Origin of the sequence: Pseudomonas sp. NPDC087342 (assembly GCF_044744265.1) — a bacterium.
In the GTDB taxonomy this organism is placed as follows: Bacteria; Pseudomonadota; Gammaproteobacteria; order Pseudomonadales; family Pseudomonadaceae; genus Aquipseudomonas; species Aquipseudomonas nunensis.
The window spans coordinates 1-16,970 of record NZ_JBIUXZ010000037.1 but is presented as its reverse complement, the minus strand read 5'-3'; the positions used below and the strand labels follow the sequence as shown (position 1 = coordinate 16,970).

Annotated in this window: 11 protein-coding genes; 7 read left to right on the top strand and 4 right to left on the bottom strand. The window is 60.1% G+C overall.

What is annotated here, in order from left to right:
* A partial coding sequence (locus tag ACIOYV_RS32205) for a transcription-repair coupling factor (RefSeq protein WP_401330392.1) occupies positions 1–2,716 on the bottom strand: 2,716 nt, incomplete at its 3' end.
* 364 nt (positions 2,717–3,080) lie between these two features.
* Between ACIOYV_RS32205 and ACIOYV_RS32200 the strand changes: the two genes are divergently transcribed.
* The 5 genes from ACIOYV_RS32200 (at position 3,081) to ACIOYV_RS32180 (ending at position 11,162) form a co-directional block, all read left to right on the top strand.
* Positions 3,081–4,544, top strand: coding sequence for a glyceraldehyde-3-phosphate dehydrogenase (locus tag ACIOYV_RS32200; RefSeq protein ID WP_054054272.1), 1,464 nt, complete (start codon positions 3,081–3,083; stop codon positions 4,542–4,544).
* 567 nt (positions 4,545–5,111) lie between these two features.
* Positions 5,112–6,317: an HlyD family secretion protein gene (locus tag ACIOYV_RS32195; RefSeq protein WP_163909246.1), complete on the top strand. Its 1,206-nt coding sequence runs from the start codon at positions 5,112–5,114 to the stop codon at positions 6,315–6,317.
* Positions 6,314–7,558: a hypothetical protein gene (locus ACIOYV_RS32190; protein WP_401330388.1), complete on the top strand. Its 1,245-nt coding sequence runs from the start codon at positions 6,314–6,316 to the stop codon at positions 7,556–7,558. Before ACIOYV_RS32195 ends, ACIOYV_RS32190 begins: the two co-directional genes overlap by 4 nt.
* Before the next feature lies 1 nt (position 7,559).
* Positions 7,560–9,713, top strand: a complete 2,154-nt coding sequence (locus tag ACIOYV_RS32185; protein WP_401330385.1) for a glycosyltransferase family 2 protein — start codon at positions 7,560–7,562, stop codon at positions 9,711–9,713.
* Positions 9,714–9,722: 9 nt separating this feature from the next.
* On the top strand, positions 9,723–11,162 hold the full coding sequence (locus ACIOYV_RS32180; protein WP_401330382.1) for an efflux transporter outer membrane subunit: 1,440 nt from the start codon (positions 9,723–9,725) through the stop codon (positions 11,160–11,162).
* A 113-nt stretch (positions 11,163–11,275) separates the two neighbouring features.
* Here ACIOYV_RS32180 and ACIOYV_RS32175 read toward each other — a convergent pair whose 3' ends face one another.
* Complete coding sequence (locus ACIOYV_RS32175; protein ID WP_401330379.1) at positions 11,276–12,577, bottom strand: MFS transporter; 1,302 nt, start codon at positions 12,575–12,577, stop codon at positions 11,276–11,278.
* A gap of 404 nt (positions 12,578–12,981) precedes the next feature.
* On the opposite strand from ACIOYV_RS32175, the gene ACIOYV_RS32170 reads away from it, so the two are divergent.
* Both ACIOYV_RS32170 and sthA read left to right on the top strand, forming a co-directional pair.
* Positions 12,982–13,926: an FAD:protein FMN transferase gene (locus ACIOYV_RS32170; protein ID WP_401330376.1), complete on the top strand. Its 945-nt coding sequence runs from the start codon at positions 12,982–12,984 to the stop codon at positions 13,924–13,926.
* 207 nt (positions 13,927–14,133) lie between these two features.
* The gene (gene sthA / locus ACIOYV_RS32165; RefSeq protein ID WP_054054267.1) at positions 14,134–15,528 is read left to right on the top strand and encodes a Si-specific NAD(P)(+) transhydrogenase; all 1,395 of its coding nucleotides are present in this window, start codon (positions 14,134–14,136) and stop codon (positions 15,526–15,528) included.
* Between the two features lie 42 nt (positions 15,529–15,570).
* On the opposite strand, the gene ACIOYV_RS32160 is transcribed toward sthA, so the two are convergent.
* Positions 15,571–16,293, bottom strand: a complete 723-nt coding sequence (locus ACIOYV_RS32160) for a glycerophosphodiester phosphodiesterase (protein WP_054054264.1) — start codon at positions 16,291–16,293, stop codon at positions 15,571–15,573.
* A gap of 13 nt (positions 16,294–16,306) precedes the next feature.
* The gene (locus ACIOYV_RS32155; RefSeq protein ID WP_401330372.1) at positions 16,307–16,888 is read right to left on the bottom strand and encodes a PilZ domain-containing protein; all 582 of its coding nucleotides are present in this window, start codon (positions 16,886–16,888) and stop codon (positions 16,307–16,309) included.
* Positions 16,889–16,970: the final 82 nt, after the last annotated feature.

Here is a 16,970-nt window from a genome sequence, read left to right as displayed (position 1 = left end):
TCGCCTCCACCACCCTGTCCCCGGGCTCGCCGGGGCCGCCCCCCCACACCACAATCAGCGGGGGGGCGCAAACGTAGGCCAGGCCGTTGCCGGTCTGGTTGTGGGTCTCGGCTAACTGCAGGTTGACGCGCTTGTGGTAGAAGTCGCTCATCACCTGTTCGAGTTCGCGTTCGCGCATCTGCCCGTGGCCGATGCCGATCCGCGCTTCCGGCACCAGTTCGGCGAGGTCGGCGGCGCATTTCTCGATGGTCTTGACGTCGTTGTGCAGGTAGTAGACCTGACCGCCACGCAGCAACTCACGCAGCAGGGCTTCCTTGACCGTGCTTTTGTTCTGCTCCATGACGAAGGTCCGCACCGACAGGCGACGGGCCGGCGGCGTAGCGATGATCGACAGGTCGCGCATGCCCGACACCGCCATGTTCAGCGTGCGCGGAATCGGCGTGGCGGTCAGCGTCAGGATGTCGACTTCACTGCGCAGGGCCTTGAGCTGTTCCTTCTGACGCACACCGAAACGGTGCTCTTCGTCGATGATCACCAGCCCGAGGTTTTTGATTTTCACATCGTCGGACAGCAGCTTGTGCGTGCCGATCACGATGTCGATCTTGCCTTCGGCCAGCTCGGCGATGGCGGCGTTCACTTCCTTGGTCGACTTGAAGCGGCTCATCACTTCCACGCTCACCGGCCAGTCGGCGAAGCGGTCGCGGAAGCTGTTGTAGTGCTGCTGGGCGAGCAGGGTGGTCGGCACCAGGATCGCCACTTGGCGACCGCCGTGCACTGCGATGAATGCGGCACGCATCGCCACTTCGGTCTTGCCGAAACCCACGTCGCCGCAGACCAGTCGATCCATCGGTTTGGGCGCGAGCATGTCGGCGCGTACGGCGTCGATGGTGGTCTGCTGGTCAGGCGTCTCTTCGAACGGGAAACCGGCGCTGAACGTCGCGTAGTCGGCTTTCGGGTCGGCGAAGGCGTAACCTTCGCGGGCGGCGCGGCGGGCATAGATGTCGAGCAATTCGGCGGCGACGTCGCGTACTTGTTCGGCGGCTTTGCGCTTGGCTTTCTGCCAGGTCTCGGAGCCGAGACGGTGCAGCGGGGCGAGGGCATCGTCGCTGCCGGTGTAACGAGCGATCAGGTGCAGGTTGGCCACCGGCACGTACAGCTTGGCGCCTTCTGCGTATTGCAGGGTCAGGAACTCGGCGGCCTGGTCATCGATTTCCAGGGTCGCGAGGCCGAGGTAGCGGCCGACGCCGTGATCGATGTGCACCACCGGCGCACCTTCGCGCAGCTCTGTGAGGTTTTTGATCACTGCATCGTTGTTGCCATCGGCGCGTTTTTCGCGGCGACGACGTTGCATCACCCGTTGCCCGAACAACGGGCTTTCGGCGATCAGCGCCAGGGCCGGATCGTCCAGCATCAAGCCTTCGTCCAGCGGCGCAATGGTGATCGCCAGGCGATCCTTGCCCGCGACGAAGTCTGGCCAGCTGTCGACGGTTTTCGGCCGCAGCTTCAGGCGTTCGAGCAATTCCAGCAGCACTTCTCGACGACCCGCCGACTCAGCGGTAAACAGCACGCGTCCGGGGAATTCGTCGAGGAAACCGGCCAGCGCAGCGAGTGGCTGGGTGGCCTTGGCTTCGATGGCCAGGTTCGGCAACAGCTGCGCCGGGAAGCGTTCGCGGCCAACGCCGGTTTCCACGTCTTGTTGACTGGCCACGACGCGCGGCCAGTTCTTCAGGCGCGCGAAACAGTCTTCCACCGGCAGGAACAGCTCGGCCGGCGGTAATAAAGGACGAGAAGGATCGACGCGGCGTTCTTCATAGCGATTGCGCACGTCGTTCCAGAAGTTCTCGGCGGCTTGTTCAATGCCCGGCAGGGAAAACACCTGGGTGTCTTGCGGCAGGTAATCGAAGAGGGTCGAGGTTTCATCGAAGAACAGCGGCAGGTAGTACTCGATACCGGCCGGCGTAATTCCGCTGCTCAGATCCTGAAAGATCGGGCAGCGGCGGAAGTCCACGTCGAATCGCTCGCGGAAGCGCGCCTTGAAACGCGTGACCGCATCCTTTTGCAGGGGGAATTCCCGCGCTGGCAGCAGGCGAACGGTGTCGACCTTGTCGATGGAGCGCTGGTTGTCCGGATCGAAAGTACGCAGGGTCTCGATTTCGTCGTCGAACAGGTCGATCCGGAACGGCAGTTTGCTGCCCATCGGGAACAGGTCGATCAGCGAGCCACGCACGGTAAATTCACCGTGCTCGTACACCGTATCGACGTAGCGATAGCCACTGGCCTCGAGTCGGGTGCGCATTTGCTCGACGTCGAGCTTCTGGCCGACGTCCAGCACCAGGCTGCTGCCGAGCAGGAACTTGGTCGGCGCCAGGCGATGCAATGCCGTGGTGATCGGCACCACGAGCACGCCGTGGGTCAGCTCCGGCAGCCTATATAAGCTGGCAATGCGCTGGGAGATGATGTCCTGGTGCGGCGAGAACAGGTCGTAAGGCAGGGTTTCCCAGTCGGGAAAATGCAGTACGGGCAAATCCGGGGCGAAGAAACTCAGCTCCTGTTCCAGCCGTTCGGCACTTTGGCTGTCGGCGGTCAGCAGCAGGGTAAAGCGCTTGGCAGCGCTGGCGGCCTCGGCAATGGCCAGGCTCAGGGCGGCACCGGGCAGGTTGCCCCAGTGCTGTTTACCTGCCGCGGCAGGGAGTAGCGGTAGACGCAGAACGGGCACGGAAGGTTGAGCTCCAAGCGTTGCGACAAAGTCGGTAATTGTAGCGGCCTCGGGTGCCGGCTGTCAGTTGCAGATATGTCTATTACGCGGGTTGGGCAAAATGTAGTGGTAAAGACAAAATCCAGCCGTTTTTCAGTGAAAATTGCCGATTATGTAGTGGCAAAAACAACCAGTGTTACGGATGGTTACGGACAAGGCAGCGCTACCTCCAAAAATTTGACTGCGCTGGAAGGCCCGTATTTACTGGGCTCCAGCGCGGCGTAATTTTTTTGAAGCGGAATTTGTTACGACTCGCACGACAGGCGCGCATTGCTACGAGAGGCACTCGGCGGCATAATGTAGCCCCTTTTTTCTGCCCCTACATATGTGGAAGGTTCCCGTGACTCAGAAGCCCGACCAGTGTCTTGGTGAATGGATCGACCGTGAAGCACTCGCAGAAGCGATGATTCCGCTTATCGGTCAGCTCTACCGCAATAACAACGTGGTGAGCTCGATCTATGGCCGCAGCCTGATCAACCAGTCTGTCATCGCGATTCTCAAAGCTCACCGCTTTGCTCGCCATCGCTCTACCGACGACAGCGAACTCTCCGTCCACGAAACATTCCCTCTGCTTAAAGCCATGAGCGAGCTTAAGCTCGGCGCGGCTTCGGTAGACTTGGGCAAGTTGGCGTTCAAATTCCGTAACGAAGGCAATGGCCGCACCGCCGAGCAGTTCGTCCGTGAAGAAATGGCTGACGTTGTTGGCCAGCAAAACGCTACGGCGCGCAAAGGCACCGACGTTGTCCTGTACGGCTTCGGTCGCATTGGCCGTCTGCTGGCACGCATCCTGATCGAGAAAACCGGTGGCGGCGACGGCCTGCGTCTGCGCGCCATCGTGGTCCGCAAGGGCGCCGAGAACGATCTGGTCAAGCGCGCCAGCCTGCTGCGTCGCGATTCGGTTCATGGTTCCTTCAACGGCACCATCACCATCGATGAAGAAAACAACACCATCACCGCCAACGGCAACCTGATCCAGGTTATCTACGCGAAGAACCCGACTGAAGTGGATTACACCCAGTACGGCATCAAAGACGCACTGCTGGTGGACAACACCGGTGTATGGCGTGACGCCGAGGGCCTGGGCCAACACCTGGCTTGCCCGGGTATCGATCGCGTTGTTCTGACTGCGCCTGGCAAAGGCAAGCTGAAGAACATCGTTCACGGCATCAACCACGGCGAAATCACCGCTGACGACAAGATCGTTTCCGCGGCGTCCTGCACCACCAACGCCATCGTGCCGGTGCTGAAGGCAGTCAACGACAAGTTCGGCATCATCAACGGTCACGTTGAAACGGTTCACTCGTACACCAACGACCAGAACCTGATCGACAACTTCCACAAGGGCGATCGCCGTGGCCGTAGCGCCGCGCTGAACATGGTCATCACCGAGACCGGTGCTGCCACCGCTGCTGCCAAGGCTCTGCCTGAACTGGCTGGCAAGCTGACCGGTAACGCGATCCGCGTTCCGACGCCTAACGTGTCGATGGCCATTCTCAACCTGAACCTTGAGAAAGCCGCCACCCGTGAAGAGATGAACGAGTACCTGCGCTACATGGCGCTGCACTCGGATCTGCATAAGCAAATCGACTACGTCAACTCGCAGGAAGTGGTGTCCACTGACTTCGTTGGCTCGCGCCACGCCGGTGTTGTGGATGCTGAAGCAACCATCAGCCAAGACAACCGCGTTGTTCTGTACGTTTGGTACGACAACGAATTCGGTTACAGCTGCCAAGTGGTTCGCGTGATGGAAGACATGGCCGGGGTCAACCCGCCTGCATTCCCGCGCTAAGCTTTAGCCGCACATGAAAACGCCCCGACTTTGGTCGGGGCGTTTTTGTTTGTGCTCGGCGAAGTGTCGCTACTTATATCAATTTAATCTGTTCGGTTAGGCAGTCAGAACTATATAAAAAACGATACAAAGTTCCTCGCTGTTAAAAACAATAAAATGTCTTCAAAAAATAAACAGTTGCCAGCACGCGGTCGTTAGTTGCTTGAGCTGGATCCAATATAAAATTCGGCACAATATTGGCGTCATTTATTTGTGTCATTCAAATGCTTGACAGTCCAAAGTACTGAACATAGTGTCGCCAATGACAGCGCCCGCTCTGCCTCGGGCGTTATGATTGATGTCAGTGCTGCACGCTATATAACTCTCCAAAAAGACAGGAATCCCATTCCTGCTCACATCACAATAAATCCTGATAAAACAGTGTCGGCTTAGTTGCCTTCCAATGCACTCGTTCGTTCTTGCTCACCCTGCCAAGTGTGTTTCGCGGTCAAGGCCTGCTATTGCCTGACTGTTACGCAGTACGGGCTATGGCCATGTGTGTTCATGGGTCTATCGGGAGAGTTGAACATGGCTGAAGAGCGCTCAAAGTTATTGTCACTGTTGCCACGCCTGGTGGGGTTGGGCGTCCTGGGGTTTATTGTCTGGCTGCTGTTGTCGACGTTGCTGATGCCGTTGGTATCGGCGTCCGCGACGCGGGCGATTTTAAATGCGCCGGTGATATTGCTCACCACCCCGATTGACGGCGTCGTCAGTTCTTTGGAAGTCAAACCCGGCACAACCTTCACTCAGGGGCAGAAAATCGCCGTGGTGGAAAACCCCCGGGCCAACCAGGAAACCTTGCTAACCCTGCAAACCCGGCGCCTGACCCTGGAACAGCAACTGTCGTCTTCCGCCAGTCAGGCCGAGCACGATCAGCAGTATTACGAGGCGCTGGAGCGCACCAGTCAGCAATACCAAACCGCGTTCCATACCCGGCAACTCTTCACGCAAAGAGCCTTGAAGGCCGAAAGCAGTGCCGCGAATGCACGCTTGATGGACGCTCAGGAAACCGTCGAACGCAATCTCGATCTGTTTACCCAAGGCGCGGTGAGTGGTGCCGTAGTCGCTTCGTCCAAAGCTCAGTTGGCCTCCTTGCAGGGCGCGGCCGAGTCGGTGCGTTCACAGTTGCGGATCAATGACGGCGATGTCAGCGCGGCCAACAAACAGGTGTATCTCGATCCGGATCAACTGCGCATGTTCGATCTCAGCGCGCAAATGACCACCCTTAAACTCAGCCTCGATAATCAGGCGCGCAACCGGGCGACTTACCAGCGTGAGCTCGATAACCTCAATCAGTTGATTGAAACCGAGCAGAACCGCGTCAAGTTGATGGCCGGCTACGACGTGGTGGCTTATTCCCCGGGCACCGTTCAGGAGTTGTTGGCGCCCCAGGGCACGCTGGTGCAGGCCGGTTCGACGCTGCTGCGCGCCACCGATTGTGGGCAGAGCTACGTGATTGCGGTCTTCCCCGAGCGCATGGCCAGCAAGATCGATCGCGACAGCGTGCTGACCGTGAAGATTCGCGGTCTCGCCGAGCCGCTCAAGGCCAGCGTGGTGCAGTTGCTGTCCAGTGCTTCGGACATTCGCGCCAACAGTTACAGCGTGCCGTTCCCGTATGCCGAACAGAATTCGGTCTACGTCGTAGGCACATTTGCCGCGGACCTCTCCGATGCTCAACGTGCCATGACCTGCAACCCGGGGTTGTGGGCGAGTGCCGAGGTGTCGCGGCCATGAATAGCGTTTTTCGAGGAATCGTCGGCGTGATCCTGATCGGCAGCGGCGCCTCTGCACTCGCGGCGCAGGCACGCCCGCAACTGGTGGCGATGACCTGCGCGGCACTGGATCGGGCGGTCGCATCGCAGCCGGCCGGCCCGGTGCTGGTGGCCAGTTATCCACCGCTCAACGGGCAACCTGCGCCGATCCTGGCCTTGCGCGGGGTTGCCTTCACTTACGACAACGCCTTGGCCAGCATCGCCCTGTTTGCCTGCGGCAAGGTCGAGTCGGCGCGGCGGATTGCCGATGCGCTGGCCTTTGCCACCCACCATGACCCCGAGTACCAGGACGGTCGCTTGCGTAACGCCTATGCCGCCGGGCCGGTCGGTACTGCGCCGATGAAGCTGCCGGGTTACTGGAGCACCGAACGCAACGCCTGGAATCAGGATGCCTATCAAGTCAGTAGCGCCACCGGGAATCAGGCCTGGGCTGCGTTGGCGTTATTGGAAGCTTTTCGTCAGAGCGGTGAGGCGTCTTACCTTGAAGCGGCGAAAAAAGTTCTGCACTGGTCGCAGAAAAATACCTACGACGGCCAATCCCCGGCGGGATTCAGCGGTGGCTACTACGGCTACTTTGACAAACAAACCCAGCAGAGCTGGAAGTCCACCGAGCACAACGTCGATTTGGCGGCCGCCTGGAACGGGCTCAATGCCGTGGCACCGGATCAGGATTCCGCACGGCAGGCGCAGATCGCGCGGCAGTTTGTGGCGAGCCAGTGGGATACCGGGGAAGGGCGCTTCCTGATTGGCACCGGCGCCGATGGCCAGACCTCGGACCGCGTGCGCTCGGGCCTGGACGCGCAGATCTGGCCGTTGATTGCCTTGCACGATCCACCCAAGGATTGGCGACGGGTGTTCGCATTTATCGATCACGCCCACCGTGCAGGCGATGGCTATGGTTTCAATCGCGACCCCGACGGGTTATGGACTGAAGGCACCGCTCAGGCTGCCGCGGTCGCGCAATTGAGCGGCTTGAGTGACAAGGCGCAGCCGCTGTGGAGCGTGCTGCTCGCGCAAGAGGCAGGCAACGGTTGGCTGTTCGCGACCCCGGCACCGCGTATCAGTACCGGGTTGGCCATAGGCCCGGACTCCGTCACCAACGACTTCTTCTATTACCACCTGCCTCACTTGGGCGCCACGGCGTGGGCGGCGATTGCGGCCACGGGCGTCAATCCCTTTACCGGTTCGCTAGAGGCTGACTGACATGCAGGCACTGGACTCGTTGCAACTGCTGCAAATCAATTTCTGGACGCTGGCGGCGGTGATTCTGTTCACCTGCCTGACCCACCGCGATCAATGGGCGGCGCGCGCCGGTTTCGGCGCCGTCACCGCGTTGTTGCTGGTCAACTACGCGGCCTGGCGGATTCGCGACACCTTGCCCGACGGCCACTCTGGATTCGCCACGGTCTGGGCCTACACCTTTCTGTTCTTCGAGATGTTGGCAATCGGCTACACGCTGTTTTCCATCATCGTCATGCTCTGTCGTTCGGATCACCGTTCGCAGGCGGATGCCGGTGAACGACGATTGCGTGCCCAGGGCCGCAACGTGCCGGCGGTGGATGTGTTTATCGCTACCTACAACGAAGGCCTTGAGATCCTCGAGAAAACCATCATCGCCGCCCAGGCCATCGACTATCCCAACTTCACCATTTGGGTGCTCGACGATACCCGGCGCGACTGGTTGCGCGACTACTGCGCCGAGGTCGGCGTGCAGTACGCCCGGCGCCCGGACAATGCCCACGCCAAGGCCGGCAACCTGAATAACGGTTTGCGTCAGTCGGCGGCCGGTAGCAATGCGCCGTACATCCTGGTGCTCGACGCTGACTTTGCCCCGCAGCAGCCGATCCTGATGCGCACCCTGGGCCTGTTCGACGACCCGAAAGTCGGTCTGGTGCAGACCCCGCAGTTTTATTACAACCCCGATCCGATCCAGCACAACCTCGGCACGTCCGCGTGCTGGGTGGACGAACAGCGGGTGTTCTTCGATGTGTTCCAACCGGCCAAGGATGGCTGGGACGCGGCGTTTTGCGTCGGTACGTCCTTCGTGGTGCGGCGGGATTTGATCACCGAGATAGGCGGTTTTCCTACAGGCTCGGTGTGCGAAGACATCTACACCACCTACCGATTGCTGCAAAAGGGCTACGTCACCCGTTGGCTGAACGAGCGCCTGTCCATCGGCTTGTCCGCCGAAGGCTTGACCGAATACATCAACCAGCGTGGGCGCTGGTGCCTGGGCACGATTCAGGTCGCGTTGCTCAAGGACGGGCCGTTGCGCGGCAGCGGCTACACGCTTAACGACCGTTTGCATTACATCCACGGCTTGATGCACTGGTTCTCCAAGCCATTCATTTTGATGATGCTGGTGTCACCGGTGCTGTACTGGTACTTCGGCATTGCCGGGTTTTATGCCAACCCGGTGGATTTCCTCGCCTTCGGCATGCCGGCATTGATTGCGTTCTGGGGCTACGGAACCTGGGTCACCGACCGGCGCACCTTGCCGATTTTCACCGAAGTCACGCAGATCGTTGCCTCGCTGGCCGTCACCGCAACCATCGCCAGCGCCATGATTCGTCCGTTCGGGCGGCCGTTCAAAGTCACTGCCAAAGGCCTCGACCGCTCAAAGACGATGGTGCACTGGAAGCTTTTCGGGTTCTTTTTCGCGCTGACGCTGTTCTCGCAAATCGGCGCCTACATCGCCATCAGCACCGCTGCGGCGTTTGACGGCAACATGATGTTCAATCTGTGTTGGACGGTGGTCGCGCTGGTCTACAACCTCGCGACGCTGGTGGCGTGTGTCGACCGGCCACGACTGCACGGCGAAGAACGTTTTCCTTTCGATAAGCCCACCGGTTTGCGCTTTGGCGGCAAGACGTTGGTCGGGCGCTTGAAGGATATTTCCCTCAGCGGCGCTTCGTTGACGTGCGCCTTCGCGTCCTCGATCAAGCCAGGGTTATGCGGCCAGGTGTGGATTAACCGGCTCGGTTGGCTGGACGTCGAGGTCATGCGCAATCACGGTGCCGACCAATTGGGCTTGAGGTTTGTCGATCTTGACGAAGGGCTGCGGCGGCGCCTGATTGCGCGGCTGTTCAGCGATGCGACGATCAATGTTGTCAGCAAGGCCGAGCCGGCGCTGGCCTTCGGCACCTTGCTGCGGCGCGCGCTGCTGGGCGAAAAGAACCCCGCGTCGCGTTTGCCTGCGCCCGCCAGGACATCGTCCTACGTCCCGCTGCCGCGTTGGCGGCCAGTGGTGGTTCGTTCGCGCAAGCAACCCTTGCCGCCCGTCAGTGTGTCCAGGTCGTCCGGTGTGTGGACGTTGCTTCTTTCTCCGTTGCGAGCCTTGCTCGGCCAACGCTTGTAGGTGCGCACCATGAACCGTTGCTTGCCCACTTCATACTTGATGTCGTTGTTGTTGCTCGGCGGTTGCTCGCTGGAGCCCACTTACGAAAAACCTGATGCACCGATCGATCAGCAATGGCCGGCCAATACCGCCGGCCAGTGTTGCGTCGGCAAGCAGGCGTTCGACAAGGACTGGCGCGGGTTTGTGGTCGATGACCGACTGCGCCAGTTGATCGAAATGGCCCTGACCAATAACCGCAGCTTGCGTCAGTTTGCGGCCGGCGTTGAAGAGGCGCGGGCCGGGTATGCGAGCGCCGAGTCCGGGCTGTTTCCTACGATCGGGATCGACACCTACGCCGGACGCAGCAAGCTGCCGCCGCTGGTGCGTACGCCGGGCGGCGGCGACAGTGCCGGCAGCATCGCCAATACGTTTCAGGCGACTGGTGGTTTTACCTCCTACGAGCTGGACTTGTTCGGGCGCATCCGCAGCCAGCGCAATGCCGCCGGGGCACGTTTCGAAGCGTCCGAGGCCGACTATCAAACGGCGCGGCTGGCGCTGATCGGCGAAGTGGCCAATACCTGGCTGAGCCTCAAGGCCAATCAACATTTGCTCGAATTGGCGCAAAACACCTACCAGTCACAGGATCGTTACGGGCAATTGTTGCGCAAGAGTTTCAACCTGGGCTCCAGTGCACGGATCGATGTTCACCAGGCGGATGCACAAACCAACACCGCCGCCGTGCAGGTCAACACCTACCGCATGCAAGTGGCGCAAAACATCAATGCCTTGCGGGTGTTGGTGGGACAACCGGTGCCCGTGGGCTTGTTGCCGACCGGCCCGTTGGGTGAGCAGTTGGCGACGCTGGATGTGCCAGCCGGTTTGCCGTCGTCACTGGTGGAGCGACGTCCCGATATCATGTCGGCTGAAGCGCAGTTGCGTGCTGCCAACGCGGATATTGGCGCGGCGCGCAGTGCGTATTTTCCGACGTTCTCCCTGACCTCGGCCCTGGGCAGCCTGACCGGCGACTTTTCCCGACTGCTCAGTGGCCCGGCGGAATTCTGGTCGCTGGCGCTGGCGGGCTCGATGCCTTTGATTGATGGTGGGGCACGGCGGGCCCAAGTGGATGCCAGTCATGCGCGGTTCGATGGGCGGGCGGCGGCGTATGAGGCCACCGTGCAGAATGCCTTTCGCGAAGCCGCCGATGCCTTGAATGCACGGCAGGAAATGCTCACGCAAGTGGAGTTTCAGAAAAAACTGGTAGGGGATTATCAAGAGGCGTATCGGCAATCGCGCTTGCGTTTCGAGGCGGGTCTGGACAGTTACTTTTCCACCATGGATGCCCAGCGTTCGTTGTTTGATGCGCAGCAGAAATGGGCGCAGCTTGAGCTGGCGCGAGAGATTAATCAGGTGACGTTGTACAAGGCGTTGGGCGGGGGGTGGAGTCGGTCGCTGAAGGTGGCGGATCGGTGATTTTTGGGTGTTCTGGCGGGCCTCTTTGCGGGCAAGCCTCGCTCCTACAGGTTATGCGCGAATTTTGATATCGCACGCGACCTGTAGGCGCGAGGCTTGCCCGCGAATGCGATCTACCTGGCGCCGCCAACCACAGCTGCCCGCGCAGTCCGCAGTTCATGCTTGTTGCCACGGAACAACACCAGCGTCGCAATCAACCCCAACACCGCCGCACCGCTGAGCCAGATCCCCGGCGCAGCCTTGTTGTCCAGCGCGTGGATCAGGTAGGTGCACGCTGCTGGAGTGAAACCGCCGAAGGTCGCGGTCGCCAGGCTGTAGGCCAGGGAGAATCCGGTTGTACGAACTTCTACCGGCATGATCTCGGTCAGGGCTACCACCATGGCGCCGTTGTACGAGCCATACAGGAACGACAACCACAACTCGACGATCAGCAGATGACTGAAACTCGGGTTCGCCACCAGCCACGACAGGGCAGGGTAGGCGGTCAGGATCGCCAGAATGGTCGCTGCCAACAGTAGGGGTTTGCGCCCGATCTTGTCGGACACAGCACCCATCACCGGCAGCCAGAAGAAGTTCGACAGGCCGATGCACACGGTGACCAGCAGCGCATCCAGATCGGACAAATGCAGTTCGGCTTTACCGAAGGTCGGCGTGTAGGCGGTGATCAGGTAGAACGACACGGTGGTCATGACCACCAGCGCCATGCCGGCGATGACAATGCCGAAGTTCTGACCGACCGAACGGATGATTTCCTGCAGGGTAGGGCGATGTTTGCGCGCCTGGAATTCCGGAGTTTCTTCCAGCGAGCGACGAATCACGAAGATCACCGGCACGATCATGCAGCCAATCAGGAACGGTACGCGCCAGCCCCAGTCACCCATTTGTTCCGGGCTGAGCCAATGGTTCAAGCCCACACCCAGCAAACCGGCGAATACCACGGCCGCTTGTTGACTGGCGGACTGCCAGCTGACGAAGAAGCCTTTACGGCCCGGGGTGGAAATTTCGGCCAGGTAAACCGACACACCGCCCAGTTCAACGCCCGCCGAGAAGCCTTGCAACAGGCGCCCGAACAGCACGATCAGCGGCGCAGCGACGCCCAGCGTGGCGTAACCCGGCACGCAGGCAATCAGCACCGTACCGGCGGCCATCAGGGCAAGAGTGATGATCAGGCCTTTGCGACGACCATGACGGTCGATGTAGGCGCCGAGGAAAATCGCACCCAGCGGACGCATCAGGAACCCGGCGCCGAATGTCGCCAGGGACAGCATCAGGGAGGCAAATGCGCTGTCGGCAGGGAAGAAGGTCTTCGCAATGGCCGTGGCGTAGAAGCCGTAGACCATAAAGTCGAACATTTCAAGAAAATTACCGCTGACAACGCGAAAGATCGCTTTGCCTTTGCCCGTATTCGAGGACATTTTAACGCTCTCACTTTGGCTGTCTTATTGGAAATCCCTGGTCTTGACGCTTCCTGGCTGTCGGCCTCAAGCACGCAGGCACACACCGAACAGTTTTGTAACGATATGTGTATGAAGATAGATAGGCAACCACTAGTTAGGCTGCTGCTTAAACGTTATAGCCATTAGCCGGCATGGATATAGAGGTTGAACGACTTAGAAACCTGTAGGAGCGAGGCTTGCCCGCGAAGGCGGTGTGTCAGGTTGATCGCTTTCGCGGGCAAGCCTCGCTCCTACAGGGGTGTTGCATAATGGCCGGCACTGGCGCTGTGTCGGGGTATTCAGGGGGATTGAGATTGTTGAAGCGGAAGGGGGTTTTCCCGTTGCTGTTCATTGCGCTATCCGGCTGCGGAAACGGCGATTCCATGGAAAGCTTCGGCGGCCCGACCATGGGCAGCACCTATTCGATCAAGTACGTACGAACCAAGGGTTTGCCCGCGCCAAAAGCGGTGCAGGCCGAAGTCGAAAAAATCCTCGCTGACGTCGACCGGCAAATGTCCACCTACCGCAGCGACTCGGACATCGAGCGTTTCAACGATCTGCCCGCCAATCGCTGTCAGACCATGCCCGCGCCGATCCTCGAATTGGTTCGAGTCGGCCAACAACTGTCGCTGCAAAGCGAAGGTTCCTACGACCTGACCGTCGAACCCCTGATGAACCTTTGGGGTTTTGGCCCGCAGGCCCGCGAGGAAAAAGTCCCCAGTCCCGAAGCACTGACCACCGCGATGCAGCGAATCGGCTACACGCACCTGCGCATCGACGGCGATCAACTGTGCAAGGACGCCTCGGTCGAGGTGGACTTCAACAGCATCGCCGCCGGCTACTCGGTCGACAGCATCGCCGCCAAACTCGACAGCATGGGCATCCACAACTACCTCGCCGAAGCCACGGGCGAACTCAAGGCCGCCGGTAAAAAACTCGACGGCTCTCCGTGGAAAATTGCCTTGGAAGAACCTCGGGACGACCAGCAAGTGGCCGAGCGCATCATTAACGTGGACGGCTACGGCGTCTCCACCTCCGGCGACTACCGCAATTATTTCGAGCAGGGCGGTCGGCGCTATTCCCACACCTTCGATGCCCGCACCGGTGCGCCGATTACCCACAACCTCGCGTCGGTCACGGTAATAAATCCTTCAGCCCTGATGGCCGATGGCTTATCGACGCTGCTGCTGATTCTCGGCCCGGAACGTGGATGGGACTACGCGGAAAAACACAACATCGGTGCATTCTTTGTGATTCGTGCCGATACAGGTTTCGTCACACGAACCAATCAGGCTTTTGAGCGGCTCAGTGGCGGCAAAACCGAATGATTACGGCGATCCGAGCATTGAAGACTGGCGTTGTAGCGCAGGCAAAAGTAGCCTACGACGCGACCAAGGGTTAATGTGCGCGGCGTTGACGCTTCTATAGACTGTGTCCGGGTTCTGCACTGGCCCCAAATTGTTCCTTCACGCCGCAGATCGGCGTGATTTAGCCGCAGGTGCCGATGGCGCCGCGGCCTGTTCTGAGGAGTACGCATGGCTGTCTACAACTACGACGTGGTGGTGCTGGGTTCCGGCCCGGCGGGAGAAGGCGCGGCAATGAACGCCGCCAAAGCAGGGCGCAAGGTGGCGATGGTCGACAGCCGTCGCCAGGTCGGCGGCAACTGCACCCACCTGGGCACCATCCCGTCCAAGGCATTGCGTCACTCGGTCCGGCAGATCATGCAGTTCAACACCAACCCGATGTTCCGGGCCATTGGTGAGCCGCGTTGGTTCTCGTTCCCGGACGTGCTGAAAAGCGCTGAAAAAGTCATTTCCAAACAAGTCGCCTCGCGCACCGGCTACTACGCCCGTAACCGCGTCGACGTGTTCTTCGGCACCGGCAGCTTCGCCGACGAGCAAACCATCGAAGTGGTGTGCGCCAACGGCGTGGTCGAAAAACTGGTGGCCAAGCACATCATCATCGCCACCGGCTCGCGTCCTTATCGCCCGGCGGACATCGATTTCCATCACCCGCGTATCTACGATAGCGACACCATCCTCAGCCTCAACCACACCCCGCGCAAACTCATCGTTTACGGCGCTGGCGTGATCGGTTGCGAATACGCCTCGATCTTCAGTGGCCTGGGTGTGCTGGTTGAGCTGGTGGATAACCGTGGTCAGTTGCTGAGCTTCCTGGACTCGGAAATTTCCCAGGCCCTGAGCTATCACTTCAGCAACAACAACATCACGGTCCGCCACAACGAAGACTACGACCGCGTCGAAGGCGTGGACAACGGTGTGATCCTGCACCTCAAGTCCGGCAAGAAGATCAAGGCCGACGCCTTGCTCTGGTGCAACGGCCGTACCGGTAACACCGACGCACTGGGTCTGGAAAACATCGGCGTGAAGGTCAATAGTCGTGGCCAGATCGAAGTCGATGAAGCCTATCGCACCTGCGTACCGAACATTTACGGTGCCGGCGACGTGATCGGCTGGCCAAGCCTGGCCAGTGCCGCGCACGACCAGGGCCGTTCGGCTGCTGGCAGCATCGTGGATAACAATAGCTGGCGCTTCGTGAATGACGTGCCGACCGGCATCTACACCATTCCGGAGATCAGCTCGATCGGCAAGAACGAGCAGGAGCTGACTCAGGCCAAAGTGCCGTACGAAGTGGGCAAGGCGTTCTTCAAGAGCATGGCGCGTGCACAGATCGCCGGCGAGCCCCAGGGCATGCTGAAGATTCTGTTCCACCGTGAAACCCTGGAAGTGCTGGGCGTTCACTGCTTCGGCTATCAGGCGTCGGAGATTGTTCACATCGGCCAGGCGATCATGAGCCAGCCAGGTGAACTGAACACCCTGAAATACTTCGTCAACACGACGTTCAACTACCCGACCATGGCCGAAGCCTATCGGGTAGCGGCGTACGATGGCCTCAACCGGCTTTTTTGAGCGGCTCCGGCCGGTGGCCTGAGCCGGCCGGGGAGACCGATTTCAGCAATTCTCGAGCGTGGCAGTGGCCAAACCGGGAAAGTCTGTAATCAGGCTGTCAACGCCGAAGTCGGCGAGTCTGCGCATCAGCGCGGGCTCGTTGACTGTCCATACCGACACATGCAGGCCCTGACGCTGCGCCTTCTGCAGGCGTTCCGGCGTACACAGGGTCCAGTTCAGCGCCAGAATCTCACAGCCATAGCTTTGCGCGACCTTCAACGGGTCGAGCCAAGCGTATTCGGCCACCAATCCCCGAGACACGTCCGGCACCAGGTCCAGCGCGGCTTTCAATACTTCGCGCGAACTCGAGGTGATCGTCACCTTGTCCAGCAGGCCATGACGCACCGCCATTTCACGAATCGCCAGTACGGTGGTCGCGGCGCGGGTGCGTGAAGCGCTTTTGACTTCGAGTTGCCAGTGCTCGAAATCGCATTTCTCGAACAGTTCTTCCAGCGTCGGAATCGGGCACGGCTTGATCCAGCCCGGGCCGCCCTTGCGCGCGTCGTAGGTCACAAGATCCTTGGCGGAGTGCTCGACCACTTTGCCGCGACGGTCGGTGGTGCGCTTGAGCGTCGGGTCATGGATGACCATCAACTCGCCGTCCATGGACAGGTGCAGATCCAGTTCGCAACGGCGCACGCCGTGCTTGAGACATTCCTGAAAACTGGTCAGGGTGTTTTCCGGTGCTTCGCCTTTGGCGCCGCGATGGCCGTAGATGAGGGTCACGGTTCTTCCTTAATTAAATGCCTGATTCGTTTTGTTCGCGGGCCAGGCGTCGTTCCTGGGCCTGCTTCTGCAAGATGTAGCGGGCGAGCAACTGGCGCTGGGCATCGGTCGGGTATTCGAACTCGGTGCCGACGTCGTAGCCATCGCCCTTGCGGTCGCAGTGGGTGACCCTGGCGCGCAGCAACAGGCCCAGCGCTTGCGGCATCAGCACCAGTTTGACCGACAGGTGCGCGCCGACCGCAATCGGCGTCGGGTGCTGAAAGTCGATGCCGCCTTCGGAGATGATCACCGGTTGCGGCTCGCCGATCTGCCCGAGCACGGTCAGGGCGACCACCTGGCTCAGCAGGTCGATGCGTTTGTTCTGGGATTTCAAGAATGCCGCAATCGCCCGGTCGCGCTCACTGATCTGGCGCAACAGGTGCTGCGACTCGAATTCACTCAGGTGCAATTCGCTGAGCAGGTTGAATAGTGGGGAAGCATCCTGCAACACTTCCTGGCCTGCGGCTTCGGGAGCAGACAGGGGCCGAATTTCCAGTGCGATCGAGTCCTCGATACGGTAGTATTCGCGGCGTTCGTCTTCATCTAATGTCGACATGGCGAACCCATGGTAGCGGCGGTGGTCTGAGTGTAAAGCTGGGTATCGACCCGCGCCACAAGGAGGTTCCTTTTCCCTCCGA